Below are 24307 nucleotides of genomic sequence, written 5' to 3'. Positions count from 1 at the left end.
GGCATGGATGCCTGGCAAGCGGCGCAGGGCCATGGATGGCCCTTCGCCGCGCCCCGCCGGAGCAAGGCTGGAGCGAGGGAACCCCGGAGCGAAGCGCAGGGGCCGGATGCAGGAGCCAGCGTTTTTTGGTTACTTTTTGTCGCGTTTGACAAAAAGTGACCCGCCGTAAAGGCGGAAAGATGACTCAGCGTCGCCCTCGCAAACGGACTTTGCGCTTATGTCAAAACCAGCAGTTTCAAAAAATCGACTGCATTGAAATTTGCGTGATCCTCGGATTCAGCGCTAACCGCTTGCTCGTTTCGTCATCGGCTCAAGGCGAAATCGGATCGCTCGCTGGGAAGGTTTCGTCCAGCGCATTGTCCACATTGCTCTCCTTGGGCTGCACCATCTCGGCGCAATTGCAGCCGGCCATGCGGCATGGCTCGCCGTTGCGGTGGCCGGTAGCACAGGCTTCGCAGCAGTAGGCCTTGTCATCTTGCAGCACGGCGTTGGCGTCGACAGTGCAGGCACAGTGGTTGCAGGCACAGCGTTGCTCGGTCATGGTCAGCTCCTTTGTTCATCGTCATCGGGTTCGACCGGCGATACCTCGTCGGTCCAGGGCTCGCCATCGAGCGGCGCGGAACGGGCCAGCTCGGCTTCATCCAAACCGATGCCACCGCCGATCTCGTGTTCCTCGACACGGCGCAGGGTCTTGTCCGCCGGCCCGCCCGCACCACCGGGTTCATGGGGATCGCGGGCACCGGTCTGGTCATAGAGGGTGTCCGGGCTCAGGTCGTCGAGGGTGACGTTGTCCTCGTGCAAGCTGTCGCTCAAGGCTTCGCCGCCACTCATGCCGCTTTCGACCACGCGCCGCGGAGGGTATTCCTGGGCCACTTCCTGGGCTGGGCGTTCATCGCCGGCCCGGCCTTCGCGCTCGTCTTGACGGTCGCTGAAGTCCAATTCACGCACGCTGCCCATGCGGTCCTCGGTATCGTCGATGTCGACCTGGGGCCTGGTTTTCGGATCATCTGGCTTGGGCATCACGGCTCTCCGTCAGGTGGGTTCATGCGGTCGACTGCCAAGGCCGGGTAATGATTCAGAGTTTCTGCCCGGTGGCGCTTGCAAGCGGAAAGTTTGAACTCTGCCTGGCGCGGCTCCCTCCCACTTCTAGAGACCCGCGTACCGTCCCGGAGCCCGACATGGCCAAGCCTCTGCAGGAGTACAAGCGCAAGCGCGACTTCAATGCCACGCCCGAACCATCCGGTACGCGCCGACGTGGCCAGGCCGCCCATGCGCTGCAGTACTGCATCCAGAAACACGACGCCAGCCACCTGCACTACGATTTCCGCCTGGAGCTCGATGGCACCCTCAAGAGCTGGGCAATCCCCAAGGGCCCTTCCCTGGACCCCAAGGTGCGGCGCCTGGCCGTGCATGTCGAGGACCACCCGCTGGACTACGCCGACTTCGAAGGCAATATCCCCGAGGGGCATTACGGCGCAGGCGATGTGATCGTCTGGGACCGCGGGGTCTGGGAGCCCGAAGGCGACCCCCATGTCGGTTACGCCAAGGGCAAGCTGCGTTTTCGCCTGCAAGGTGAAAAGCTGTCCGGTACCTGGAACCTGTTCCGTACCCACCTGGCCGGCAAGAAGGAGCAGTGGATGCTGGTCAAGTCCCACGACGGCGAGGCGCGCAGCGAGGCCGAGTACAGCATCGTCGAGGCCCAGCCCGACAGCGTGCTCAGCGAACGAACCCTGGTGCCGCGCCGGGCCAAGAGCAACGCCAAGCCGGCCAGACGCCCCGTCGCGGCACGCGCACGCGCCAGCACGGAGAAGAAAGCCGAGCTGCCCGAGCGCCTGCAGCCGCAGCTGGCCACGCTGGTCGATTCGCCCCCGGCCGGGGATTGGCGCTACGAGGTCAAGTTCGACGGTTACCGTATCCTCGCCCGTATCGACGGTGACAACGTGCGCCTGTTCACCCGCAATGGCCATGACTGGAGCGAAAAGATGCCCCATCAGGTCCAGGCCCTGCGCAAGCTCAAGCTCGAATCCGCGTGGCTCGACGGCGAGGTGGTGGTCGCCGGCGAAAACGGCATGGCCGACTTCCAGGCCCTGCAGAACGCCTTCGACACCGCCCATGACGAGCACATCGTCTACTACCTGTTCGATTTGCCGTTCCTCGGTGGACAGGACCTGCGTCAAGTGCCGCTGCAGGACCGCCGCGAGACCCTGCGCCAACTGCTGGAGGGGCGCGAGTCGGAGCACGTGCGGTTTTCCGCCGACTTCGACCAGCCCGTCGACTCACTGCTCGACAGCGCTTGCCAGCTGGAACTCGAAGGCCTGATCGGCAAGCGCGCTGACAGCTTCTACGTTGGCCGGCGCAGCAGCGACTGGGTCAAGCTCAAGTGCAAGCAACGCCAGGAATTCGTGATTGTCGGTTACACCGACCCCAAGGGCAGCCGCAACGGCTTCGGCGCCCTGCTGTTGGCCCTGCATGACAACGACAGCGGCCAGCTGCGCTATGCCGGCAAGGTCGGTACGGGCTTCAGCGCCACCACGCTCGATAGCATCCATGCGCGGTTAAAACCGCTGGAGGTGCCCAAGCCGGCCCTGGCCAAACCGCCCACCGGGGCCGAGGCCCGTGCCGTGCACTGGCTCAAACCACAACTGCTGGCCGAGGTCGCCTATGCCCAGATGACCCGCGACGGTGTAGTACGCCATTCGGTGTTCCATGGCCTGCGCGACGACAAGCCGGCCACTGCCATCGACCTGGAGCGCGCCATGCCCAAGACCCGCCTGCCTACCTCCGGCGCCAAGGCCCAAGCGGCCGAGCTCGGCGAGTTGCGCCTGACCCACCCCGACCGGGTGATCGACGCCACCACCGGCGTGACCAAGCGCCAGGTGGCCGAGTACTACGCCGAAGTCGCCCGCTGGATCCTGCCGCAGCTCAAGGACCGCCCGGTCGCCTTGGTGCGCGCCCCGGACGGCCTGGGCGGCGAGCTGTTCTTCCAGAAGAACGCCGGGCAACTGCACATCCCCAAGGTGATCAGCTACAGCAAGGCCGAGGCCGGCCAGGCGGCGATGGTCCTCAACCATGCCGAAAGCCTGCTGGGCGCGGTGCAGATGAACATGCTCGAGCTGCACACCTGGAACGGCACCGACAAGGACTTCGACAAGCCCGACCGCTTCGTTCTGGACCTGGACCCTGACCCGGCGCTGCCGTGGAAGGCGATGCTCGAGGCCACCCAGCTGACCCTTACCCTGCTTGACGAGCTGGGCCTGAAGGTGTTCCTCAAGACCAGCGGCGGCAAGGGCATCCACCTCGTGGTGCCGCTGACCCGGCGCGCCGGCTGGGACGAGGTCAAGGATTTCAGCCATGCCATCGTCAACTACCTGGCCCGATTGTTCCCCGACCGCCTGAGCGCGGTATCCGGCCCGAAGAACCGGGTCGGGCGGATCTTCATCGACTACCTGCGCAACGGCAAGGGCGCCACCACGGTCAGCGCCTATTCGTTGCGTGCCCGTGAAGGGTTGCCGGTGTCGGTGCCGATCTGGCGCGAGGAGCTGGCCCAGCTCAAGGGCGCCAACCAGTGGCATATCGGCAACCTGGCCGAGCGGCTGGCCGATGTGCAAGACCCTTGGGCCGACTTGACCAAGACCCGCCAGTCGATCACGGCGCGCATGCGCAAGCAGATGGGGATGGGCTGATGGGGCTGGTGATCGACCTGTTGCAATGGCCGGCCATGCTGCTGACGGTGCTGGCGGCCTGGTGCATCGGCTCGCGGCAGCCGCGAAGACGCCGCGTGGGCTTCTGCTGCTTCATCAGCAGTAACGTGCTGTGGGTGATCTGGGGTTGGCAGGTGCAGGCCTGGGCCTTGATCATCCTGCAGTTCTGCCTGTGCGCGATGAACCTACGGGGTTTCAGGAAGAACACCTCGACGCAACCGAGCCCGTGATGGCCCCGTAGAAGCGGCACAAGGCCGCTCCTGCAGAGCCCGCGCTAACCGCTCGATGCCTTGCGCGAACGCTTGGTCGGTTTCTTTTCCGGTGCCGCTTTCTTGCCGCCTAGGCTGCGCTTGAGCAGCTCGGTGAGGTCGATGATATCGGCCCCTTTTTCTGCGGTGCCCTCGCCCTTCTCGACCACACTGATCTTGCCCTTGCTGGCCTTTTCCTCAACCAGGTCGAGAATCGTCTGGCGGAAGGCGTCGTGGTAATCCTCCGGCGTCCAGGGCCCGCTCATGTCTTCGACCAGACGCTTGGCCATGTCCAGCTCGCGCTTGTCCACCTTGGCGTCGGTCACGCTCTTGTCCAGCTCCAGGGTCTCGAGCCCACGCACTTCTTCGGGCCAACGCAGGGTAATCATCACCAGGGCGTCGTCCAGCGGGCGCAACAATGCCAGGTGCTGGCGGGTATGCAGCACGACGGTCGCCAGGGCCACCTTGCCGGTGCTCTCCAGCGTCTCGCGCAGCAACGCATAGACCTTGCCACCGCGCCGGTCAGGGCTCAGGTAGTAGGGCGTGTCGAAATGCTGCAGGGGGATATCGGTGGCTTCGACGAAGGAGAAGATATCGATGGTCTGGGTGGCTTCCGGACGGGCATTGCGGATCTCCTCCTCGCTGATGATCACATAGTGCCCTTTCTCGTACTCCACGCCCTTGACGATGTTTTCCTTGTCGATCTCCTTGCCTGTGACCTTGTTCACCCGCTTGTAGCCCACCGGCTCCATGCTGCGCTTGTCGAGCCAGTCGAAATCCACACGCTCGGTACGCACGGCCGTGTTGAGGCTAACGGGGATGTGCACCAGACCGAAACTGATCGCGCCTTTCCAGATTGCCCGGGCCATGGCTTGCTCCTAGGGTTCGAACGGTTGGCCGGGCCGGCAGTAGCGCTGCGCGCCACACCGTTCGCAGCACTGGCATTGCAGCCCGGCGATTTCGGAAATGGGCGTGGCGCACCACTGGCAACCACGCAGTAGGCAGATGAATGTCATCGGCCACCTCCCTGCCCCTTCACCGGGGCAACTACTACCAAGGACCGCATGCCGCCCTGAAGGTTTGCTCGCCCTGCCCTACGGCAGCGGGTTGCCACCCGTGACGCCGAACACCTCGCCGGTGATGTAGCTGGACTCTTGGGACGCCAGCAGCACGTACACCGGAGCACATTCGGCCGGCTGCCCCGGGCGCTTCATCGGCGACTGCGAACCGAACTCCGGGATTTTCTCCGGCGGCTGGCCACCGCTAGGCTGCAGCACCGTCCAGATCGGCCCCGGCGCCACGGCGTTGACCCGGATGCCACGCTCGACCACCTGCTTGGCCAAGGCCTTGGTGAAGGCAACGATGGCCGCCTTGGTGGTGGCATAGTCGAGCAGCGTCGCCGAAGGCTGGTAGGACTGGATGGAGGCGGTGTTGATGATCGTCGCCCCGGCCGGCATCAGCGGCACGGCCGCCTGGCACAGCCAGAACAGCGCGTAGACGTTGGTCTTGAGGGTATGGTCGAACTGTTCATGGCTGATCTGGCCGATGTCCTTGCGTGCCTCCTGCTTGCCGGCCACGTTGACCAGGATATCCAGGCCACCGAGTTGTTCATGGGCCTGGTCGACCAATTCCTTGCAGAACACTTCGTCTTTCAGGTCACCGGGAATGGCGATCGCCTGGCGCCCTTCGGCCTCGATCAGTTTGATCACCTCGCGGGCGTCGGCCTGCTCCATGGGCATGTAGTTGAGGGCGATGTCGGCCCCCTCGCGGGCGAAGGCAATCGCCACGGCGCGGCCGATCCCCGAGTCGGCTCCGGTGATCAGCGCCTTGCGCCCGGCCAGGCGGCCGAAGCCCTTGTAGGTGTCTTCGCCATGGTCGGGCTTGGGCTGCATGTTGGCATCGAGGCCTGGTGGAGCCTGGGTCTGGTCGGGAAATGGCGGGTGCGGGTACTGGGTCAGCGGGTTCTGCATGCTGAACTGGTCACGGGGTTTGTTGGGCATGGCGTGCCTCCTTATTCGGCATTTCAACGAACGGCTTGGCCCGCGAGGGCACCTAAGCGTTCGAGGCCGCCCGGCAAACGAAGGTTTGTCCGGCCCGCCGGGTGTGCCGACGGGTGGTAGATGCAGGCCGGATGAACCATTGGCCTAGGCCTGGCGTCCATCGCAAAAGGCCCGAACGAGGCGCAGCCAATGCATGACGATCCCGTCCAGGATGTCCTGGACTACCTCAAAGCCCATGAGCTGGTCCTGACCACAGCCGAGTCGTGTTCCGCCGGGCGCATGGTCGCCCTGCTGGCCGAGCACCCAGGGCTTGGCGAGTCGCTGGAGAGCGGCTACGTGGTGTACTCGCCCAAGGCCAAGCAGCGCCTGCTGGGGGTCAGCACGGCGACCATCGAGCGCTATGGGCTGACCAGCGAGGCAGTCGCCTGGGAAATGGCCCTCGGTGCGCTCAAGGACAGCTCCGCCAATGTCGCCATCGCCACCACCGGCGTGGCCGGCCCCGAGGGCACCGACGGTATCGCCCCGGGCACCTTGTGCTTCGCCTGGGCCTTCGATGGCGAGCCGATCGCCGTCTTCACCCGCAGCCAGCGCTTTTTCGGCGACCGCGCCGAGGTGTTGCGCCAGGCCGCGCTGTATGGGCTGACCCGCCTGCGTCACTATCACGAGCGCTGGCTGCGGGGTGAGCGGGCCTGACCGAAGGAGCCACCGATGAGCGACGATGAACAGCGCTCGCGAAACCAGCCAGTACAGGAAGACATGCCCATGCAGCGCCGGGTCTGGCGTTTCGAGCGGGTCGGCTGGTACATGCTGGTGCTGCTGGTACTGCTGGCCTTGGCGGGGCTGTTCGGCAACGGCCCGCTCAGCCGGGCCGAGGTTTCCAGCGCCGACGGTCGGGTGAAGGTCGAATACCAGCGCTTCAACCGTGCCGGGGCCATGGACAGCATGCGCATCAGCGTGCATGGCAGCGGCGACGGGCCGGTGACGGTGGTGCTCAGCGGCTCGCTGTTTCGCGAGGCCAGCATCGAGACGATGCAGCCTCAACCGCTGGCGTCGCTGTCCCAGGGCCGGGCCTTGCAGCTGCAGCTGGGCACCGGCGGCGATGGCAAGGCCACCCTCTACCTGACACTGCGAGCCGATGCACCCGGCCCGCTCGAAGGCGTGGTGCGCGCGGGGCCGAACAGCGCCGTACGCTTTTCCAGCTTCGTCTATCCCTAGGAGCCGTCATGGATTCGATCCTTCGCGCCGCTGCCATGTACGTCGCCCTGATGCTGTTGTTCCGCATCGCTGGCCGGCGCTCGCTGGGCGATTTGACCACCTTCGACTTCGTGCTGCTGATGATCATCGGCGAAGCGACCCAGCAAGCGTTGCTGGGTGAAGACTTCTCGTTCATCAACGCCATGCTGGTGATCGCCACCTTGATCATGCTGGACGTGGGATTGTCGCTGGCCAAGTTGAAATCCCGGCGCCTGGCCCGAGTGCTGGACGGCCATGCCACCTTGGTGGTGGAACATGGGCGATTCCTGCATGGACGCATGCGCAAGGCGCGCCTGACCGAGGACGATATCCTCGAGTCGGCGCGCGACAGCCAAGGGGTGGAGACGGTGGAGCAGATCCGCTATGCGATTGTGGAGCGTAACGGCAAGATCTCGATCATCAAGGAGGCATGATCGGCGTAGCCTCATCGCGGGACAAGCCCGCTCCCACAAAGGACCTGCAAACTCAAATAGTTATGCGTTGTTCTATGAGAGCGGGCTTGCCCCGCGATGGGATTTCAACCCTTGCTGTGCTCCGGCGATGTAGGCCCGGCGCCAGGCTTGATACCCCGGGGCCCGAACAGGCCCCAGATGACCAGCCCGACCACGGGGAAGATCACCAGCAGCAAGGCCCAGAGGATCTTGGTGCTGTCACGTTTTTCACTGCGGAACACACTGACGATGGCCCATAGGTCCACCAACAGGATGATTGCCGCAACCGCTATCCAGAAGTAGATCATCAGATCGCCCATGGCGAGTACCTCCTCGAATACGAATGGGTTCAGACGTGCCCCTGGGCCAGGGCGAGCACCGGCTCGCAGCCCCGCCCCTGGGCCAACACCTGGTCGACCACCGCGTGCAAGGCTTGGCGTGCATCCAGGCCCACGCCGCGGGCCTGCTCCAGGCAGTCGAGCTGGTGGTCAGCGCTGGTGCCCTCGCGCAGGATGCGCTGGGCCTGGATGAAAGCGCGCTCGGCATCCACCGTGGCGGCCGGGTAACGGGCCTGCAACTGCGCGAGCCAGCCTTCGGCGGTGACCGGCGCCTGCTCGTGCACGCCGATGTATTGCCCATGCCGGCCATGGCGTTTGGCGCGCCAGTAGTTCTCCTGGGTGATCCAGCGCGTCTCTCGGGTGAGTGGGTCCAGGGCATGGTGGTTGGCCAGGCAGCTTTCCACCAGGTGACGGAACAGCCCGGCGATGCACAGCGCATCCTCCAGGCGCGGGCAGGCGTCGCAAATGCGCAGCTCAACCGTGGGGAAGCGTCGGGACGGGCGGATCGCCCACCAGAAGTCTCCGTCCTTGGCCAACGCTCCCGTACGTTCGAGCAATGCCCGGTAGCGCTCGTAGGCCCCCCAGTCGACCAGGGGTTCGGGCAGTTCCATGTGCGGCCACTCGGCACAGATCACCCGCCGGTAGCTCATGTAGCCTGTGCAGTGCCCACCCCAGAACGGCGACGAAGTGCTCAGCAGCAAGAACAACGGCAGCCAGTACAACACCCGGTTGATCAACTGGATGCGGTCGCACCCCGGCGGCACGCCGACATGGACATGCAAGCCGGACAGCAGGCTGCGCCGGGCCACGTGCTGGTAGTCGTCGAACACTTGCCGGTAATGCGGCGTGGTCCTGGCCCGTTGGCGCAGCCATTGGGCGCTGGGGTGGCTGGCGGCGCAGTACAGACCCACGCCTTCCTGGGCCAGGGCCTCAGCCAGGCGCTGGCGGCTGCTCGCCAGAAACTGGTGCGCCTCATGCAGGTTACCGAACACCGGCGAGGCAACCTCGATCTGGCTGCGGAACATCTCCTCGGCGAAATACGGGCCCATGATCTCCCGGCAACGCCGAGCCACCCCCAGCGATGGCGTGGCCAGTACCCGGCCGCTGCCCAGGTCCACGAGCAAGTATTCTTCCTCGATACCAAACGTGCAGGGTCGGTACATGGCCATCAGGTGTTACGGGTGACGGTCAACGCCACCGCTGCGATGCGCTCGACCTGCTCGTAGCCCGGCTCGAGCAACTGTTCGCCGAACACATCTGGGTCCACTTCGCGGTACACCCAGCTCCATTGGGGCCCGGCCAGGCACAGGCGGACGGCCTCGAGCAGCGCGTCCCGGCCCTCGACGATGGCCACGCCCGTGTAAAGCAACAGCGAGCCGCCAGGGCTCAGGCGTTCGCGCGCCTGCTCGACGATACGCAAGGACAGTCCAGCGCCCAGCGCCCCACCCCCATGGCGATAGACCCGCTCGCTCGTATCCAGCATGTACGGTGGATTGGCGACGATCAGGTCAAAGGTGCCGGTGATGCCGTCAAGCAGGTCGCTCGGCTCCACCGAGAGGTTGCCCACGGCCGCCAGGGCTGCGTTGATGGCGGTGTAGCGCAGGGCCAGCGGGTTGATGTCCACCGCGCTGACCTGGGCGTGCTGGGCAGCACGCGCGATCAGCAGTGCGCCGACACCGCTGCCGCAACCGATATCCACCGCATGCTGGACAGGGTTGGGGCAGCGCTGGAGATGGTCATGGATCACCTGGGCGAAACGGTAGCTGTCCGGGCCGAAGAACACAGCGTCGCTGGCATCGGTGGGAAATGCCGAATGCACCAGCAATAGGTCGTCCAGGCTGGACCAGCGCACCGTGCTGCGCAGCAGTTCGCCCTCCTCGACCACCACCTGCGCCGCGGTCAGCTGTGCAAGCTCGTCGGCCGAAATCAACGAAGCGGCGAACGGCCGACTCCAGCCGAACACATCGCGCAGCGTACGCGCCCGTCCGGCCCCTTCGCGGGCGTTGTTGCGGGCATGGGTCGCCGGCGTCACGCAGGTGAAGCGATAGCCATCGGCGCGCAAACGCCGGCCCAGTTGTAGCAGGGCCTCGTCGGCCTGGATCTGTTCTTCGGCGAGCAGCATCAGCGGGACTCCTCCTGGGCAAGCCCGGTGGCCTGGATATACGCGCGGGTTGCGCGCAGGCCTTCCGGCAGGGCGTGGCCGTTGCCAGCCATGCGTTCGATCAGCACCGACACCGGCGTGCGCTCGATGCCGGTGTCGTCCGGCTCGACATCCAGCTGCCAGCTACCAGGCGCCACCCGGGGTTGCCGGGGCGCTTCCCAGCCATTGGCGATCCAGTCGTGCCAAAGCTGCTTCTCGTAGGCACTGAACACGCCGAACATGGCGGCGGCCGGGCCTTCGATCAACTTCCACAGGCGACTGCGCGCCGGATCTTCACCCCGGCGCACCCAGCCCTGGCCCTGCAGGGCCTTGAGAAAGCCCGGCATGGCGTCGGCTTCGGACAACCACTCGTTGATGCTGCGCCCCTGCAGGCGGCAGTGGTCCGAATGCATCATTTGGCCGAAAGCGCGCTTGCGCTCCAGGGCCGCGAGCAATTCGTCCTCGAGGTCGAAGCTGGCGATCAGGCTGGGGGTGTCGGTGCCCAGGTCGTTGAGCCGATAGCCGCGCCGGACCCGTTGATAGAACCCCTCGCCGTCCTCTGCCGGCCAAAGTTGGCGCAGCGCCTGGATGGCCTTGTGGGCATGACCGCTGGCGGCATTGTCGATGGTCACGTGCAGCTGGAAATAATGACCATCGATGCCCAGCTCGGCCAATTCATGGGTGGTGATCAACAGATGCAACGGCGGTTGTTCATAGCCGAGGTTATAGCCGATCACCTCGGGCAGGAACGCCTCGGTGTTCTGCCCCAGGGCCAACTGCACGGTCCCTTGCAGGTAGCGCTCCGGCGCCAGAGGCAGCGGTTCGAGGCAGCCCAGGCGGCTGAGCAGGCGCTGGTAGATCAGCACATGGTTGCAGCGTGGGTCGCCGTCGCCCAGTTCTTCCAGGTAGGTGCGGATCAACCCGTGGTAGCGTGGGTCGGGCCATTGGTGCAGCAGGCCTTGCAGCCATGCGCCATCCACCGCCTTGGTCGGCGCCACCTGCTGGAGGAACCACAGGGCCTGGGCGCGGTTGGCGAAGTAGCGGCGTGGCGCCCCTTGGCGCCGCGCCTGCAGGTAGGCCGCATGGTCACGGGCGACCTTGGCGGCATGTCGCGCGGACCAATCGTCCAGTTGCGCGGCTGAAGTGGGCAGGTCATCGGGCAGCGTGTCAGCCCGGTCCAGTTGTTCGGCAAGCCACTGGGCGCTGTCTTCGCAACGGCCTTGCAGCAGGGCCTGGTAGCGTCGCTCCAGGCTGTCGTTCGCGGCCAAGGCCGGCGCCACGGGGGCGGCCTTGCGGGTCATGACCGTCATGCCTCACTCCTTGCGCGATCAGTTGTCTTGGGACGGTACCGGCTGCGAGTCAGGGGCAGGCTCGGTGGCCGGCGCGTCAGGCTTTTGCATTTGCAGCGACGGTTTGCTGGGGTCGGCGTCCTTGGCCGGGTGATCGTCGTCGCGATCGAAACATCCGCCCACGAGCGTCAAGCTGCCGAGCAGGCAGATCAATGGGGCCATGCGCATAGGAAATCCTCCTGGCAGGAAGTAATCGCAGTGCCAGGACACCTGGCACTGCGTTGCCTCACTTACGAGCGGCCGCCCTTGCGGCTCGACTCGCTGGAACGGCCGCCACCGGAGTGCTGCCCGCCTTTACGGCCGGCTTCGGAAGCTTTCTCGCGGTCGTTGGCGAAATTGCCTGGGTTCTTCGATCCACCCTGGCTGCCGGTCCTGCTGTTTTCTTTATTGGCCATGGTCTGTTACCTCGTGTGGCTTCGGGATGCACGGCCGCTGCCGTACATAGCTTGGGAGTACGGCGATAAAACGGGATTCGCATTATTCCGGCACCGCCGGACCGGTGGCGTTAAATAAGCGGCCACGGTTTATTTGGCGCGCAAGATGTGCCCTCACTGGGCCTTGGTCATGCCCTGGAGCACTTCGCCGCATACGAGGATGGCGTGGGTTAGCCGATGGATGGTGGGGTAGGCAACCGCCGGCGCGTGGCCGGCGGCATTCGAAGGTCAGGCCTGCAACAACAAGCTCAGGTCGACACCGGCCGGGCCCATGGGCGGGCACCAGTAGTAGCCGCCGGTCAGCGGGCGGCTGAAGCGGTACAGGCCATCGATGATGCCGTCTTCCAGGCCGCTCATGCGCCGCAGCTGCACCTCGAAGGCATCCAGCGAATGGCCCAGGGCCACGAAGGCCAGGCCCGCGCCACGCTCGTCGGCCCAGGCCACGGAGCGCCGCACGACGAACGCCTCCGGGGCGAAGCTTTCCTGGGCGGTCCGCTTGACGTGGGCCGATGCGGGGGCGTCGTCCAGCTCTTCGTTGTCGCTCAGACGACGGCCGATGATGTTGTCCTGCTCCTGCTGGGGCAACGACTTGAAGTAGTTCAGATCGTGCTTCCACAGCTGGAAGGCGGCGAAGCTGGAGCCGGCCAGGCCGGCCTGGTCGCCGGCGACGATGGCAGCCTCCACGGCCGCTTCGTCCAGCGGGTTCTCGGTGCCGTCCTCGTAGCCGGTCAGGTCATGGCCGCCGCGATGCAGGAAGCCATCGACGCTGTCCACCAGGCGCAATGTCGGGGCCAACATTTGCTCCAGGGACTGGGCGCGCAGGAACAGGTCGCCACGTTGCTCGCCGCGCAACCACAGCCACAGGGCGTGCTGGGTGCTGGGGTTTTCCACTATCGCATCCAACTGAGGGAAGGCGCGCAGGCCAGGAACCTCACGGCCCAGCGCCTTGACCAGGGGGGCACCCACGCAGAGGATCAGGCTCTGCCCATCGACCTGCGGCAACAAGGCGTCGAGTGCCGCCGGCAGCGCTTCGGCCGACTGTACGGCGAAGAACAGGTGGCGGGCGTGGGCGGGAACGGGTGTGGCAAGCAGACCTTGCTGGAACGGCATGTGTGGCTAATCCTCGGGTAAGAGCGTAGTGCTTGGTTGGGCCTGCTATGCAGGCCATCGCGGGGCAAGCCCGCTCCTACAGGAGGTCGTAGAAGCAGGCTTGTCTCGCGATGGGCCACGCGGCAGCCTCAGAAAGCCGGAATGCTAGAGCCGTAGGGCGCTGCCTTCAAGCGGCAAATCGACTCGGGGCAGGCGCAACGACCCGCTTTAGCGTTCGCACAACTGCAACGTGCCGGGTATCAGGTTGCGGCTAGACTGCCTTCAACTTGCCAAAGGAATGCCACCATGACCGCGTCGCCGCTGCTCACCGCTGTCCTGCCTCTCGCCCTGGGCGTCATCATGCTTGGGTTGGGGCTCTCGCTCACCCTGGCCGACTTCGCCCGGGTGGTGAAATATCCCAAGCCGGTCGTGGTGGGCCTGGCATGCCAGATCCTGCTGCTGCCGCTGGTATGCTTTTTGATCGCCAACGGCCTGGGCCTGGAGTCGGCCCTGGCGGTGGGCCTGATGCTGCTGGCTGCCTCGCCCGGCGGCACCACGGCCAACCTGTTCAGCCACCTGGCCCATGGTGATGTGGCGCTGAACATCACCCTGACAGCGGTCAATTCGCTGATCGCCATACTGACCATGCCGCTGCTGGTGAACCTGTCGCTGATGTGGTTCATGGCCTCGGACCAGGCCATCCCTCTGCAATTTGCCAAGGTCATGCAGGTGTTCGCCATCGTCCTGCTGCCGGTGGCCCTGGGCATGCTCGTCCGCCGCTGGGCACCCGCCTTCGCCAACCGCATGGAGAAACCCATGAAGCTGCTGGCGGCATTGTTCCTGGCCTTTACCATCATCCTGGCCCTGGCCAAGGACTGGCAAACCGTGGTCGAGTATGCGCCGGTGGTGGGCGGTGCCGCGCTGCTGTTCAACCTGCTCAGCCTGGGGGTGGGCTACTGGGTGCCAAGAATGCTGAACATCCCGCGCCGGCAAGCGATTGCCATCGGCATGGAGATCGGCATCCACAACGGCACCCTGGCGATCGCCCTGGCCCTGAGCCCTTCGCTGCTGAACAATGCGACCATGGCGGTGCCCGCAGCGCTGTACAGCCTGATCATGTTCTTCACCGCCGCGGCGTTCGGCTGGTGGGTCAGCCGCGGCCAGACGCAGGGTGTATCCCCGGCCCAGCGCCCCGCCGCGGGCGATTGAACCGGGTATGGCACGCCCCCACGCGCTACAGTGACAGGACGGGCCTGGAGGACCGTACCACGCAAAAATGCAAAAAGGTGCTGCAGATTTGTCGATTGTGCATGGCATATTCGCATGCCAGGATCCTGCGATCCTCCAGCGCACTCCAAACTTCACTTGGAAAATCAATAACAAAGCAGGGAGACCGCGATGAACGCGCACGCTCATTCCGAGGCCCAGGTGCTGGCCGAAATCCGTAACCATATCGGCCACCTGACCCTCAACCGTCCCGCCGGCCTCAATGCCCTGACCCTCGACATGGTGCGTAGTCTGCACAGTCACCTCGACCAATGGGCCGAAGACCCGCAGGTGCACGCCGTGGTGCTGCGTGGCGAAGGCCCCAAGGGCTTCTGCGCCGGCGGCGATATCCGTTCGCTGCACGACAGCTTCAAGGCCGGCACCCGCCTGCACACGGATTTCTTCGTCGAAGAGTACGCCCTGGACCTGTGCATCCATCACTACCGCAAGCCGGTGATGGTGCTCATGGACGGCTTCACCCTCGGTGGCGGCATGGGCCTGGCACAAGGCGCAGACCTGCGCGTGGTCACCGAGCGCAGCCGCCTGGGCATGCCGGAAGTGGCCATCGGCTATTTCCCGGATGTCGGCGGCAGCTATTTCCTGTCACGCATTCCCGGCGAGCTGGGCACCTACCTGGGCGTCAGCGGCACGCAGATCCAGGCCGCCGACGCGCTCTACTGCGGCCTGGCCGATTGGTACCTGGAGAGCGACAAACTCGCCGCCCTGGACGCCGGCCTCGACCGCCTGGCCTTCGGCGACCACCCGCTCAAGGACCTGCAAGGCCTGCTGGCCAAGCTCGGCACCCAGGTGCTGGACGACGCGCCCCTGGCCAAGCTGCGCCCGGTGATCGATCATTTCTTCGCCCTGCCCGACCTGCCCAGCATCATCGAGCAATTGCGCGCCGTAAGCATCGGCGACAGCCACCAATGGGCCCTGACCACCGCCGACCAGCTGGAAAGCCGCTCGCCCCTGGCCATGGCGGTTACATTGGAGATGCTGCGTCGCGGGCGCCACCTGAGCTTGGAGGCGTGCTTCGCCATGGAGCTGCACCTGGACCGCCAATGGTTCGAGTACGGCGACATCATCGAGGGCGTGCGCGCCCTGATCATCGACAAGGACAAGCAGCCACGCTGGAACCCGCCGACCCTCGCCGGGCTCGACCGCCAACGCGTGGAGCAATTCTTCGAAGGCCTGTGAGCCGAGGAGTACACAGATGCAAGACCTGGAACTGAGCGAAGAACAGATCATGATCCGCGACATGGCCCGGGACTTCGCCCGTGGCGAGATCGCGCCCAACGCCCAGGCGTGGGAAAAGGCGGCCTGGATCGACGATGCAGTGGTGCGCAAGATGGGCGAGTTGGGCCTGCTCGGCATGGTGGTGCCGGAAGCCTTCGGCGGCAGCTACACCGACTACGTGGCCTATGCCCTCGCGGTCGAGGAAATCGCCGCCGGCGACGGCGCAACCGGTGCCTTGATGAGCATTCACAACTCGGTCGGCTGCGGCCCGCTGCTGGCCTATGGCACGCCCGAGCAGCAACAGGCCTGGCTGCCGCGCCTGGCCAGCGGCGAGGTGATCGGTTGTTTCTGCCTGACCGAACCCCAGGCCGGCTCCGAGGCCCACAACCTGCGCACCCGCGCCGAGCTGATAGATGGCCATTGGGTGATCAACGGCGCCAAGCAATTCGTCAGCAATGCCCGCCGCGCGGGGCTGGCCATCGTCTTCGCGGTGACCGACCCGGAGCTTGGCAAAAAAGGCCTCTCGGCGTTCTTGGTACCCACCGACAACCCCGGTTTCAAGGTCGACCGCAGCGAGCACAAGATGGGGATCCGCGCCTCCGATACCTGCGCAGTGACCCTCGACGACTGCCGCATCCCAGCCGCCAACCTGTTGGGCGAGCGTGGCAAGGGCCTGGCCATCGCCTTGTCCAACCTCGAGGGTGGCCGTATCGGCATCGCCGCCCAGGCCCTGGGCATCGCCCGCGCCGCGTTCGAGGCGGCGCTGGCGTACTCCCGCGATCGCGTGCAGTTCGGTAAGCCGATCAATGAACACCAGAGCATCGCCAACCTGCTCGCCGACATGCAGGTGCAGGTCAATGCCGCACGCCTGTTGATCCTCCACGCCGCGCGCCTGCGCAGCGCCGGCAAACCGTGCCTCTCCGAAGCCTCCCAGGCCAAGCTGTTCGCCTCGGAGATGGCCGAACGGGTGTGCTCGATGGCGATCCAGGTGCATGGCGGCTACGGCTACCTCGAGGACTACCCAGTGGAGCGCTATTACCGCGATGCGCGTATCACGCAGATCTACGAGGGGTCGAGCGAGATCCAGCGCATGCTGATCGCGCGGGAACTCAAGCACTATCCGTTGTGAGGTCCATTGGGGCCTACGCGGCCCTTTCGCGGCGCAAGGCCGCTCCTACAAGGTCGCCGCGATTGCTGTAGGCGCGGCCTTGCGCCGCGAACAGGCCGCAGAGCAGCCTCGAAGACCGCTCAAAAATGATCGACGCCATAGCATTTATCCATTGAATGCCACGGCAAAGGTGCAGTAAGCTCGGGCTCATTCACTGGAGAGCAACATGACCCACAGCATCCGCAACCACGCCAACCACACCGGTCGCACCGCGCGCCCTGTGTCGGCCGTTGCCCGCTGCCAGTCCGTTGCCAGCTTTTATTTTGGGTATTGGTTTAGCCACTAGGCGCCGCTGATACCCACACGGCGCCCACCTTCGAGGGGCCGCCGAATACGAGAATACTCAAACCCCCGGTCGGCTCCCCGCCCCGGGGGTTTTGCTTTTCCAGGCTTTTGAAAAACACCGATTCACGTTGAGGACAGATTCATGAACTACATCACTTATCACTACGCAGACACCTACACCTGGCGATTTAGCCAATCCCGTTCGGGCCAGCCTGCCGCCTCCGTTCGGTCGACCTTGGGTGGCAACGCCGTACGCAGTACCTCACCGAATATCTGTCGAACACCTCGATAGGGCCGACCGCGCGGGCTTGAACCCGCCGTCCGCCCAGGGAAATACGCCATGCAATCATCGAACCTCGCCCTGCCCCTGACCCAGCCCCAGGCTGCCAACACCGCCGTCAGCCAACGCTTGCCAAGCCCGCATCTGCTCAAGCAGCAAATGCCACTGAGCAGTGCCCTCGCCCAGCAAGTCCAGCACCATCGCCAGGCCATACGCGCCATCCTCGAAGGCCTCGACCCACGCCTGCTGGTGGTGGTCGGCCCATGCTCGCTCCACGACCCGCGCTCGGCGCTCGAATACGCAGACCGCCTGGCCGCCCTAAGCCGCGAAGTGGATGACAAGCTGCTGCTGGTGATGCGCGCCTATGTCGAAAAGCCGCGCACCACGGTGGGCTGGAAAGGCCTGGCCTACGACCCGCACCTGGACGGCAGCGACGACATGCACGGGGGTATCGCCCTGTCCCGCGGGCTGATGCTGGGCATGATCGAGCGTGGCCTGCCGGTCGCCACCGAGCTGCTGCAGCCGATGGCCGCCGGCTACTTCGACGACCTGCTGGGCTGGGCCGCCATCGGCGCACGTACCACCGAGTCGCAGATCCATCGCGAGATGGTCAGCGGCCTGGAGCTCCCGGTGGGCTTCAAGAACGGCACCGACGGTGGCGTCGGCATCGCCTGCGACGCCATGCGCAGCGCCGCCCATCCACACCGCCACTTCGGCATGGACGCCCAAGGCCACCCGGCGATCATCGAGACCTTCGGCAACGCCGATACCCACCTGGTTCTGCGCGGCGGTCACCAGGGCCCCAACTACGATGCCGCAAGCCTCGCCCAGGCCCGCCAGGGGCTTGCCAAGGCCGGCTTGACCGCGCGCATCATGGTCGACTGCAGCCACGCCAACAGCGGCAAAGACCCGGCCCGCCAGCCTGCGGTGTTCGAGGATGTATTGGAGCAACGCCTGCAGGGCGACCGCTCGATCATCGGCATGATGCTCGAAGGCCACCTATTCGACGGCTGCCAGGCGCTGGGCAAAGGCCCGTTGAAATACGGCGTGTCGATCACCGACGGCTGCCTGGGCTGGGACTCGACCGAGGCACTGTTGCGACGCGCGGCCGAGCGTTTGTGAGCACGGTGCAAGCCTGGCGAGACATACCCCGGACAAGTGCGCTAGGCTTGCCTTTTTCACCCAAGGAGTACCCTTCCCATGGCACGTGCCACTGCCCGCCACATCCTGGTCAGCACCGAAGAGAAGTGCAACGAGCTCAAAGCACAGATCGAAGCCGGTGCCGACTTCGCCGAAGTCGCCAAGGCCAACTCCACCTGCCCATCCAGCCGTCAGGGCGGCGACCTGGGCTCGTTCGGCCCGGGCCAGATGGTCAAGGAGTTCGACACCGTCGTGTTCAGCGCCCCGGTCAACACCGTGCAAGGCCCGGTCAAGACCCAGTTCGGCTACCACCTGTTGGAAGTGACCAGCCGCCAGGACTGAGCCTGACTTGGCCCTGTCCGCCCGCCTCCCCCCTGTGGGAGCGGGCTTGCCCCGCGATTGCGCCAGCAGGGGCGACACTGTTGCCGCCTCTGCCGCTATCGCGGGGCAAGCCCGTTCCCACCGGGGCATGCGTCGCTCGATAGCCTGGTGCATCGTCTGGTTCCTCGGCCTGCCCTCGACCAGCCACGCCGCGCCCACCCACGCCCTCACCGTCTATGGTGAAGCCCCGCGCTACCCCGCCTCCTTCCGCCATTTCGACTACGTCAACCCCGACGCCCCCAAGGGCGGTACCCTGCGGCGCTCGGCCCTGGAGATTGGCCAGTTCGACCATATCCTGCCGTATATCGACAAGGGCATCGGCGTCAGCGAAGTCGATGGCTGGCTCTACGCCCCGCTGGCGGTGCGCTCGTTCGACGAGCCCTATACCGTCTATGGCCTGGTCGCCCGACGCATGGAGCGCGGCCCCGACGATGCCTGGTTGCGCGTCGAGATCGCCCCCAAGGCCACCTTCGCCGATGGCAAGCCGGTACGCGCCGAAGACGTGCGCTTTACCTTCGAGCTGTTGATGAGCAAGGGCAGCCTGCGCTATCGCACCCAGTTCGCCGACGTCGCCGCCGTGGTGGTTGAAGGCCCACGCACGGTGCGCTTCGACTTCAGGCAACCCCACGGCCGCACCCTGCCCCTGGACCTGGCCAGCCTGCCGGTACTACCCGAACATGACTGGCAGCGGCGCGACTTCGCCAATGGCGCAGGCTTCGACACACCGGTGGGCAGTGGCCCCTATCGCATCGCGCGGATCGACAACGGTCGCAGCATCACCTTCGAGCGCGACCCGACCTGGTGGGCCCGGGACCTGCCTGCCAGCCGCGGCCGCTACAATTTCGCGCGCATCCGCATCGAATACTTCGGCGACACCGAGGTGGCCCGTCAGGTGCTGCGTGGCGGTGGCTATGACTACAACCGTGAATTCTCCGCCACTGCATTCACGCTCGGCTACAACGGCGACGCCCTGGATGACGGCCGCCTGCAACGGGCGCACTTGGGCCCGGCCAAGCCCCAGACCGCCCAGGGCTTCGTATTCAACCTGGAGCGGCCAGTGTTCCACGACCGCCGCGTGCGCCAGGCCCTGGCCATGCTTTGGGACTTCGAATGGAGCAACCGGCAGATGATGCGCAACCTGTACATCCGCCAGCAGAGCGTGTTTTCCAATACCCCGCTGGCGGCGCGCCAGTTGCCTGATGCCGCCGAGCTTAAGCTGCTCGAGCCGCTGCGCGGCCAGGTGCCGGACGAAGTCTTCACCCAGGTCTACCAGGCGCCGGTGACCGATGGTTCGGGCATCATCCGTCCCCAGCAGTTGCAGGCCCTGGCCCTGCTGCAAGCGGCCGGCTGGCATCCACAGGACGACCGCCTGGTGAATGCCGCGGGCGAGCCTCTGAGTTTTACCTTTCTCAATGGCCAGGCGGGCCTGGAGCGCCTGCTGCTGCCCTGGAAGCGCAACCTGGCGCAAATCGGCATTACCCTGAACATCCGCAACGTCGACTCGGCCCAGTACGTCAACCGCCTGATGGCGCGCGACTACGACATGATCGTCACCGGCTACCCGGTGACCCTCTCGCCTGGCGCCGAGCTGTACAACTACTTCGGCTCGGCCGCCGCCAAGGACCCTGGCTCGAACAACCTCATGGTGCTGCGCGACCCGGCCGTGGACACCTTGCTCGATGGGCTGGTACGCGCCGAAACCCAAGCCGACATGCTGCACCACGCCCATGCCCTGGACCGAGTGCTGCAGTGGAACTACTACTGGATCCCCAATTACTACCCACCGGGCAGTTCCACGGTCTGGTGGAACCGCTTCGGCTTGCCCAAGGTGCAAGCTGCCTACGACGAGGGTCTGGACACCTGGTGGGAAATCAGCCCGACACCGCTGACCAATGAGCAGATGGCCGAGCGCCTGAAGGCCACCCCATGACGGCATACATCCTGCGCCGCTTGCTGCTGATCATCCCCACCTTGCTGGCGATCCTGCTGGTCAACTTCGCCATCGTCCAGGCGGCCCCGGGCGGGCCGGTAGAACAAGCCGTGGCGCGCTTGCAGGGCCTCGGTGGTGGCGCGCCGGGTGCGCGGGCCGAAACGGTGCATGGCGAGTCCCGCGCGAGCCGGGGGTTGGACCCCAAGTTGATCGAGGAAATCAAGCGCCAGTATGGCTTCGACAAGTCTGCCCCTGAGCGCCTGTGGTTGATGCTCGGCCAATATGCCCGCCTGGACTTCGGCCAGAGCTTCTTTCGTGGCGCGAAGGTCACCGACCTGATCCTGGAAAAACTCCCGGTGACCCTGTCGCTGGGCTTCTGGGCCACGCTGATCACTTACCTGGTGTCGATCCCCTTGGGCATCCGCAAGGCCGTGCGCCATGGCAGCCGCTTCGATGCCTGGAGCAGCGCCCTGATCGTCGTCGGCTACGCCCTGCCGTCGTTCCTGTTCGCCCTGCTGTTGATCGTGCTGTTCGCCGGGGGCACTTCGCTGAACTGGTTTCCGGTGCGCGGCCTGGTCTCGGAGGACTTCGACCAGCTCAGCGTGCTGGGCAAGGTGGCCGACTATTTCTGGCACCTGGTACTGCCGGTCGGCGCCCTGGTGATCGGCGGCTTCGCCACCCTGACGCTGCTGACCAAGAACGCCTTCCTCGACGAGATATCCCGCCAGTATGTGGTCACCGCCCGTGCCAAGGGCCTGAGCGAACGTCGGGTGCTCTACGGTCATGTGCTGCGCAATGCCATGCTGTTGGTCCTGGCCGGGCTGCCCCAGGCACTGATCACGGTATTCTTCGCAGGCTCGCTGCTGATCGAGGTGATCTTCTCCCTCGACGGCCTGGGGCGCATGAGCTATGAAGCGGCCGTGTCGCGGGACTACCCGGTGGTGTTCGGCACCCTGTTCATCTTTACCCTGGCCGGCTTGTTGATCCGCCTGATCGGCGACCTCGGCTACACCCTGCTCGACCCACGCATCGATTTCGACGCGAGGGCACATTGATGCTCTCCCCGGTCGCTCGACGTCGCTTGCAGTGTTTCCGGCGCAACCGCCTGGGTTGGGTCTCGCTGTGGCTGTTCACCGGCATTGTGCTGTTGAGCCTGGGCGCGGAGCTGGTGGCCAACGACAAGCCGCTGCTGCTCTCGTACAAAGGCGAGCTGTATACCCCGGCACTCAAGCGTTACACCGAGCAGCAGTTCGGCGGCCAACTGCCCTTCCAGCCGGACTACCGCAGCGCCTATGTCCGCCAGTTGATCGAAGGCCAGGGTGGCTGGATGCTGTTCGCGCCGATTCCGTTCAGCGCCGACACGCCCAACTACGACCTGCAGGTGCCCACGCCCAGCCCGCCGAGTGCCCACAATTGGCTGGGCACCGATGACCAGGGTCGCGATGTACTGGCGCGAGTGTTGTATGGCACGCGGGTGTCGCTGCTGTTCGCCTTCGCCTTGACCGTGGTCAGCGTGTTGATCGGCGTAACTGCCGGAGCCCTGCAGGGCTACCACGGCGGTTGGGTGGACCTGCTCGGCCAGCGTTTGCTGGAAGTCTGGTCGGGGCTACCGGTGCTTTACCTGCTGATCATCCTCAGTGGTTTCGTCGAGCCGGATTTCTGGTGGTTGCTGGGGATCATGGCTCTGTTTTCCTGGTTGACCCTGGTGGATGTGGTGCGGGCCGAATTTCTCCGTGGGCGCAACCTGGAGTACGTGAAAGCTGCGCGGGCCCTGGGGTTGTCGGATGGGCAGGTGATGCTGCGGCACATCCTGCCCAACGCCATGAACGCCACCCTGACCTATGTGCCCTTCATGCTCACCGGGGCCATCACCACCCTGACAGCCCTGGACTTCCTCGGTTTCGGCATGCCGGCAGGCAGTGCCTCCCTGGGCGAGTTGGTGACCCAGGGCAAGCAGCACCTAGAGGCCCCTTGGCTGGGGTTCACGGCGTTCTTTGCCCTGGCGCTGATTCTTTCGCTGCTGGTGTTCATCGGCGATGCGTTGCGCGAGGCGTTCGACCCGCGGGCATAGCCTGCTCTCACAAAGGCAGCGCTTATAGCCATAATCCCTGCCACCGCATTCCAAAGGCCCGGCCCCATGCAAGAAAGCGACAGCCTCAAGGACTACCCCAAGGTCCGCCAACTGGCGATCCGCTCGCTGTTCGAGATCATCGAGCAATCCAGCGAAGGCACGGTGATCGTCGATCGCCAAGCGCGGATCGTCTGGATGAACGAGCGGTATGCCCGGCGCTTTGGCCTGGCCGATGCGGCCAGCGCCATCGGCCAGCCCTGCGAGGCGGTGATCCCCGGTAGCCTGATGCGCGATGTGGTCACCAACGGGCGGCCGATCCTGCTGGACATGCTCGACACGCCCAACGAGCCGTTGGTGGTAATGCGCCTGCCGATCCACGATGAGCGCGGCGAGCTGATCGGGGCCATCGGTTTTGCCCTGTTCGATGAATTGCGCAGCCTCTCGCCTTTGCTCAAGCGCTATTCGAGCATGCAGCAGGAGCTGGCTTCGACACGTTCGCAGCTAAAGGCACGCCAGGCCAAGTACAGCTTCGCCCAATTCGTCGGCACCAGTGCCGCTAGCCTGGAGGCCAAGCGCCGCGCCCGCCGTGGCGCGGGCAGCGACTCGCCGGTATTGCTGCTGGGCGAGACCGGCACCGGCAAGGAACTGCTGGCCCACGCCATCCATGCCGCCTCGCCACGGGCGCACAAAGCCTTCGTCAGCATCAACAGCGCCGCCATTCCAGAGACGCTGCTGGAGGCCGAATTCTTCGGTACCGCGCCGGGCGCGTTCACCGGCGCCGATCGCAAGGGACGCAGCGGCAAGTTGCAACTGGCTGAAGGAGGCACCCTGTTCCTCGATGAGATCGGCGACATGCCGCTGGCCCTGCAAAGCAAATTGCTGCGGGTATTGCAGGAAAAGGAGTATGAGCCGGTCGGCTCCAACCAGATGCTGCGCAGCGATGTACGCATCATCGCGGCCACCTCGATCGACCTGCAGGCGGCCATGGCACGCGGCACCTTCCGTGCCGATCTGTATTACCGACTCAATGTATTGCCGATCCAGGTGCCGGCGCTGCGTGAACGGCTGGAGGATCTGCCGGCGCTGTGCGAGGCGATTCTCGCCGAGCTGGGCAGCCAGTACGAGCTCGAGCCCGACGCCCAGGCGCTGTTGGCACGGCATGCCTGGCCGGGGAATATCCGCGAACTGCGCAATGTGCTGGAGCGGGCGTCCTTGTTGGCCGACCGCTCACGCTTGGGCGTAGAGGACGTGCGCGAAGCACTCGGGCCTTTGAGCCCGGTGGCGTCGACCGGAGCGACTCGCCAGGGGTATCGGGAGGCCTGCGAGGCGTTCGAGCGGACGTTGATTGTCGATGCGCTGGCCGACAGTGCGGGGAACGTGCCGCAGGCCGCGAAAGCGCTGGGGTTGGGGCGGTCGACGTTGTACAAGAAGATGGTCGCGCTGGGCATTTCGTCCATTCTTTGAGACTCGAGTCTACAGTTGTAGACAGCGCGAGGGCTGCGCCCGATCGCGGCACAAGGCCGCTCCTACAGGGAGCTACGCTACTTCCCGAACCTCCTTTGTGGG

25 protein-coding genes and 1 pseudogene are annotated in these 24307 nt (G+C 65.3%); 14 read left to right on the top strand and 12 right to left on the bottom strand.

Annotation, left to right across the window (positions count from 1 at the left end):
* Positions 1 to 310: 310 nt before the first annotated feature.
* A complete protein-coding gene (locus IRZ56_RS20605) occupies positions 311 to 541 on the bottom strand; it encodes a metallothionein (protein WP_084857788.1) in 231 nt (76 codons plus the stop codon).
* A gap of 2 nt (positions 542 to 543) precedes the next feature.
* Positions 544 to 1020, bottom strand: coding sequence for a phosphotransferase system, HPr-related protein (locus tag IRZ56_RS20600; RefSeq protein WP_196146636.1), 477 nt, complete (start codon positions 1018 to 1020; stop codon positions 544 to 546).
* A gap of 158 nt (positions 1021 to 1178) precedes the next feature.
* Here IRZ56_RS20600 and ligD point away from each other — a divergent pair, with 158 nt between their 5' ends.
* Positions 1179 to 3683, top strand: a complete 2505-nt coding sequence (ligD, locus tag IRZ56_RS20595; protein WP_196146635.1) for a DNA ligase D — start codon at positions 1179 to 1181, stop codon at positions 3681 to 3683.
* A complete protein-coding gene (locus IRZ56_RS20590) occupies positions 3683 to 3931 on the top strand; it encodes a hypothetical protein (protein ID WP_196146634.1) in 249 nt (82 codons plus the stop codon). The genes ligD and IRZ56_RS20590 overlap by 1 nt, the downstream gene beginning before the upstream one ends.
* 44 nt (positions 3932 to 3975) lie before the next feature.
* Here IRZ56_RS20590 and IRZ56_RS20585 read toward each other — a convergent pair whose 3' ends face one another.
* The 3 genes from IRZ56_RS20585 to IRZ56_RS20575 all read right to left on the bottom strand — a co-directional run bounded on the left by IRZ56_RS20585 (position 3976) and on the right by IRZ56_RS20575 (position 5949).
* The gene (locus IRZ56_RS20585) at positions 3976 to 4818 is read right to left on the bottom strand and encodes a Ku protein (RefSeq protein WP_196146633.1); all 843 of its coding nucleotides are present in this window, start codon (positions 4816 to 4818) and stop codon (positions 3976 to 3978) included.
* A 9-nt stretch (positions 4819 to 4827) separates the two neighbouring features.
* The gene (locus tag IRZ56_RS20580; RefSeq protein ID WP_196146632.1) at positions 4828 to 4965 is read right to left on the bottom strand and encodes a PSPA7_2676 family Cys-rich small protein; all 138 of its coding nucleotides are present in this window, start codon (positions 4963 to 4965) and stop codon (positions 4828 to 4830) included.
* Between the two features lie 78 nt (positions 4966 to 5043).
* A complete protein-coding gene (locus IRZ56_RS20575) occupies positions 5044 to 5949 on the bottom strand; it encodes an SDR family oxidoreductase (RefSeq protein ID WP_196146631.1) in 906 nt (301 codons plus the stop codon).
* A 189-nt stretch (positions 5950 to 6138) separates the two neighbouring features.
* Here IRZ56_RS20575 and IRZ56_RS20570 point away from each other — a divergent pair, with 189 nt between their 5' ends.
* The 3 genes from IRZ56_RS20570 to IRZ56_RS20560 are packed head-to-tail and all read left to right on the top strand — an operon-like array spanning position 6139 to position 7616.
* Entirely contained in the window at positions 6139 to 6642 is a 504-nt protein-coding gene (locus IRZ56_RS20570) for a CinA family protein (protein ID WP_196146630.1), read from the top strand.
* 15 nt (positions 6643 to 6657) lie between these two features.
* Positions 6658 to 7164, top strand: coding sequence for a hypothetical protein (locus IRZ56_RS20565; RefSeq protein WP_196146629.1), 507 nt, complete (start codon positions 6658 to 6660; stop codon positions 7162 to 7164).
* 8 nt (positions 7165 to 7172) lie between these two features.
* On the top strand, positions 7173 to 7616 hold the full coding sequence (locus tag IRZ56_RS20560) for a DUF421 domain-containing protein (RefSeq protein WP_196146628.1): 444 nt from the start codon (positions 7173 to 7175) through the stop codon (positions 7614 to 7616).
* Between the two features lie 104 nt (positions 7617 to 7720).
* Here IRZ56_RS20560 and IRZ56_RS20555 read toward each other — a convergent pair whose 3' ends face one another.
* The 7 genes and pseudogenes from IRZ56_RS20555 to IRZ56_RS20525 form a co-directional block, all read right to left on the bottom strand.
* Positions 7721 to 7954 carry a PLD nuclease N-terminal domain-containing protein gene (locus IRZ56_RS20555; protein WP_196146627.1) on the bottom strand — a complete coding sequence of 78 codons (234 nt, stop codon included), beginning with the start codon at positions 7952 to 7954 and terminating at the stop codon, positions 7721 to 7723.
* Between the two features lie 29 nt (positions 7955 to 7983).
* Positions 7984 to 9135 (bottom strand): carboxylate-amine ligase, encoded by a 1152-nt coding sequence (locus IRZ56_RS20550; RefSeq protein ID WP_196146626.1) that lies wholly within the window; start codon positions 9133 to 9135, stop codon positions 7984 to 7986.
* Between the two features lie 5 nt (positions 9136 to 9140).
* Entirely contained in the window at positions 9141 to 10094 is a 954-nt protein-coding gene (locus IRZ56_RS20545) for a methyltransferase (RefSeq protein WP_196146625.1), read from the bottom strand.
* Positions 10094 to 11422: an iron-containing redox enzyme family protein gene (locus IRZ56_RS20540; protein ID WP_196146624.1), complete on the bottom strand. Its 1329-nt coding sequence runs from the start codon at positions 11420 to 11422 to the stop codon at positions 10094 to 10096. The genes IRZ56_RS20545 and IRZ56_RS20540 overlap by 1 nt, the downstream gene beginning before the upstream one ends.
* 18 nt (positions 11423 to 11440) lie before the next feature.
* On the bottom strand, positions 11441 to 11629 hold the full coding sequence (locus IRZ56_RS20535) for a hypothetical protein (RefSeq protein ID WP_196146623.1): 189 nt from the start codon (positions 11627 to 11629) through the stop codon (positions 11441 to 11443).
* A 62-nt stretch (positions 11630 to 11691) separates the two neighbouring features.
* A pseudogene (locus tag IRZ56_RS20530) lies at positions 11692 to 11811 on the bottom strand (KGG domain-containing protein); the annotation flags it as partial.
* A gap of 312 nt (positions 11812 to 12123) precedes the next feature.
* Entirely contained in the window at positions 12124 to 13005 is an 882-nt protein-coding gene (locus IRZ56_RS20525; protein ID WP_196146622.1) for a Dyp-type peroxidase, read from the bottom strand.
* Between the two features lie 285 nt (positions 13006 to 13290).
* On the opposite strand from IRZ56_RS20525, the gene IRZ56_RS20520 reads away from it, so the two are divergent.
* The 9 genes from IRZ56_RS20520 to IRZ56_RS20480 all read left to right on the top strand — a co-directional run bounded on the left by IRZ56_RS20520 (position 13291) and on the right by IRZ56_RS20480 (position 24205).
* The gene (locus tag IRZ56_RS20520; protein WP_196146621.1) at positions 13291 to 14193 is read left to right on the top strand and encodes a bile acid:sodium symporter family protein; all 903 of its coding nucleotides are present in this window, start codon (positions 13291 to 13293) and stop codon (positions 14191 to 14193) included.
* Positions 14194 to 14382: 189 nt separating this feature from the next.
* Positions 14383 to 15447, top strand: coding sequence for an enoyl-CoA hydratase/isomerase family protein (locus IRZ56_RS20515; RefSeq protein WP_196146620.1), 1065 nt, complete (start codon positions 14383 to 14385; stop codon positions 15445 to 15447).
* 16 nt (positions 15448 to 15463) lie between these two features.
* Complete coding sequence (locus IRZ56_RS20510; RefSeq protein ID WP_196146619.1) at positions 15464 to 16615, top strand: acyl-CoA dehydrogenase family protein; 1152 nt, start codon at positions 15464 to 15466, stop codon at positions 16613 to 16615.
* Positions 16616 to 17279: 664 nt separating this feature from the next.
* Positions 17280 to 18341, top strand: coding sequence for a 3-deoxy-7-phosphoheptulonate synthase (locus IRZ56_RS20505; RefSeq protein WP_196146618.1), 1062 nt, complete (start codon positions 17280 to 17282; stop codon positions 18339 to 18341).
* 78 nt (positions 18342 to 18419) lie between these two features.
* Entirely contained in the window at positions 18420 to 18701 is a 282-nt protein-coding gene (locus IRZ56_RS20500) for a peptidylprolyl isomerase (protein WP_084857752.1), read from the top strand.
* Between the two features lie 127 nt (positions 18702 to 18828).
* Complete coding sequence (locus IRZ56_RS20495; RefSeq protein ID WP_196146617.1) at positions 18829 to 20670, top strand: extracellular solute-binding protein; 1842 nt, start codon at positions 18829 to 18831, stop codon at positions 20668 to 20670.
* On the top strand, positions 20667 to 21725 hold the full coding sequence (locus IRZ56_RS20490) for a microcin C ABC transporter permease YejB (protein ID WP_196146616.1): 1059 nt from the start codon (positions 20667 to 20669) through the stop codon (positions 21723 to 21725). The genes IRZ56_RS20495 and IRZ56_RS20490 overlap by 4 nt, the downstream gene beginning before the upstream one ends.
* Positions 21725 to 22741: an ABC transporter permease gene (locus IRZ56_RS20485; protein ID WP_196146615.1), complete on the top strand. Its 1017-nt coding sequence runs from the start codon at positions 21725 to 21727 to the stop codon at positions 22739 to 22741. The genes IRZ56_RS20490 and IRZ56_RS20485 overlap by 1 nt, the downstream gene beginning before the upstream one ends.
* A 66-nt stretch (positions 22742 to 22807) precedes the next feature.
* Complete coding sequence (locus IRZ56_RS20480; RefSeq protein WP_196146614.1) at positions 22808 to 24205, top strand: sigma-54 interaction domain-containing protein; 1398 nt, start codon at positions 22808 to 22810, stop codon at positions 24203 to 24205.
* The last annotated feature ends 102 nt before the right edge of the window (positions 24206 to 24307 follow it).

Source organism: Pseudomonas guariconensis (assembly GCF_015680235.1).
Classification (GTDB): Bacteria; Pseudomonadota; Gammaproteobacteria; order Pseudomonadales; family Pseudomonadaceae; genus Aquipseudomonas; species Aquipseudomonas guariconensis_A.
Note: the sequence above shows the minus strand (reverse complement) of the source record. Positions and strands in the feature narration are given on the sequence as shown.

Coding starts and splice junctions, on each gene's coding strand:
- IRZ56_RS20605 (WP_084857788.1), bottom strand. CDS start 541: ATGACCGAGCAACGCTGTGCCTGCAACCACTGTGCCTGCACTGTCGAC.
- IRZ56_RS20600 (WP_196146636.1), bottom strand. CDS start 1,020: ATGCCCAAGCCAGATGATCCGAAAACCAGGCCCCAGGTCGACATCGAC.
- ligD (WP_196146635.1), top strand. CDS start 1,179: ATGGCCAAGCCTCTGCAGGAGTACAAGCGCAAGCGCGACTTCAATGCC.
- IRZ56_RS20590 (WP_196146634.1), top strand. CDS start 3,683: ATGGGGCTGGTGATCGACCTGTTGCAATGGCCGGCCATGCTGCTGACG.
- IRZ56_RS20585 (WP_196146633.1), bottom strand. CDS start 4,818: ATGGCCCGGGCAATCTGGAAAGGCGCGATCAGTTTCGGTCTGGTGCAC.
- IRZ56_RS20580 (WP_196146632.1), bottom strand. CDS start 4,965: ATGACATTCATCTGCCTACTGCGTGGTTGCCAGTGGTGCGCCACGCCC.
- IRZ56_RS20575 (WP_196146631.1), bottom strand. CDS start 5,949: ATGCCCAACAAACCCCGTGACCAGTTCAGCATGCAGAACCCGCTGACC.
- IRZ56_RS20570 (WP_196146630.1), top strand. CDS start 6,139: ATGCATGACGATCCCGTCCAGGATGTCCTGGACTACCTCAAAGCCCAT.
- IRZ56_RS20565 (WP_196146629.1), top strand. CDS start 6,658: ATGAGCGACGATGAACAGCGCTCGCGAAACCAGCCAGTACAGGAAGAC.
- IRZ56_RS20560 (WP_196146628.1), top strand. CDS start 7,173: ATGGATTCGATCCTTCGCGCCGCTGCCATGTACGTCGCCCTGATGCTG.
- IRZ56_RS20555 (WP_196146627.1), bottom strand. CDS start 7,954: ATGGGCGATCTGATGATCTACTTCTGGATAGCGGTTGCGGCAATCATC.
- IRZ56_RS20550 (WP_196146626.1), bottom strand. CDS start 9,135: ATGTACCGACCCTGCACGTTTGGTATCGAGGAAGAATACTTGCTCGTG.
- IRZ56_RS20545 (WP_196146625.1), bottom strand. CDS start 10,094: ATGCTGCTCGCCGAAGAACAGATCCAGGCCGACGAGGCCCTGCTACAA.
- IRZ56_RS20540 (WP_196146624.1), bottom strand. CDS start 11,422: ATGACGGTCATGACCCGCAAGGCCGCCCCCGTGGCGCCGGCCTTGGCC.
- IRZ56_RS20535 (WP_196146623.1), bottom strand. CDS start 11,629: ATGCGCATGGCCCCATTGATCTGCCTGCTCGGCAGCTTGACGCTCGTG.
- IRZ56_RS20525 (WP_196146622.1), bottom strand. CDS start 13,005: ATGCCGTTCCAGCAAGGTCTGCTTGCCACACCCGTTCCCGCCCACGCC.
- IRZ56_RS20520 (WP_196146621.1), top strand. CDS start 13,291: ATGACCGCGTCGCCGCTGCTCACCGCTGTCCTGCCTCTCGCCCTGGGC.
- IRZ56_RS20515 (WP_196146620.1), top strand. CDS start 14,383: ATGAACGCGCACGCTCATTCCGAGGCCCAGGTGCTGGCCGAAATCCGT.
- IRZ56_RS20510 (WP_196146619.1), top strand. CDS start 15,464: ATGCAAGACCTGGAACTGAGCGAAGAACAGATCATGATCCGCGACATG.
- IRZ56_RS20505 (WP_196146618.1), top strand. CDS start 17,280: ATGCAATCATCGAACCTCGCCCTGCCCCTGACCCAGCCCCAGGCTGCC.
- IRZ56_RS20500 (WP_084857752.1), top strand. CDS start 18,420: ATGGCACGTGCCACTGCCCGCCACATCCTGGTCAGCACCGAAGAGAAG.
- IRZ56_RS20495 (WP_196146617.1), top strand. CDS start 18,829: ATGCGTCGCTCGATAGCCTGGTGCATCGTCTGGTTCCTCGGCCTGCCC.
- IRZ56_RS20490 (WP_196146616.1), top strand. CDS start 20,667: ATGACGGCATACATCCTGCGCCGCTTGCTGCTGATCATCCCCACCTTG.
- IRZ56_RS20485 (WP_196146615.1), top strand. CDS start 21,725: ATGCTCTCCCCGGTCGCTCGACGTCGCTTGCAGTGTTTCCGGCGCAAC.
- IRZ56_RS20480 (WP_196146614.1), top strand. CDS start 22,808: ATGCAAGAAAGCGACAGCCTCAAGGACTACCCCAAGGTCCGCCAACTG.